General features: G+C 45.5%; 1 protein-coding gene. It reads left to right on the forward strand.

What is annotated here, in order from left to right; genetic code table 11:
* Positions 1-409 (forward strand): BcsE family c-di-GMP-binding protein (locus RTW80_RS27515; protein ID WP_312721259.1); only part of this gene is annotated, 409 nt, incomplete at both ends.

A 409-nucleotide genomic window follows, 5' to 3' on the forward strand; every position in this document is an offset into this window, starting at 1 on the left:
ATTTACTGATTCTAAAATGCTCTAATGATGGCCTGCAAAATATACCGTCTGAAAAGCTGCTGAAATGGCTGGGAAGAATCAACAGATGGGCAAAAAATCAAAATTGCACCTTATTGGTTGTTAACCCAGGCAGTAATAATGATAAGCTTTTTTCACTTTTAATGAGTGAATACCGTTCCCTCTATGGCCTGGCCAGTATTCGTGTCCAGACCGACAGCCATCTTTACGACGTGGCTTTCTGGTGCAATGAAAAAGGGGTGAGCTCCCGACAACAACTTACCCTCAAACATGTCGGGGATGAGTGGCATCTTGCTCAACAGGAAGAGACGGTAGTTCAGCCACGCAGTGATGAAAAACGTGTTCTGAGCCATATTGCGGTACTGGAAGGTGCGCCTGCACTGTCTGAGCA

It is taken from the genome of Escherichia sp. AM3 (assembly GCF_032029835.1).
Taxonomy (GTDB): Bacteria; Pseudomonadota; Gammaproteobacteria; order Enterobacterales; family Enterobacteriaceae; genus Escherichia; species Escherichia coli.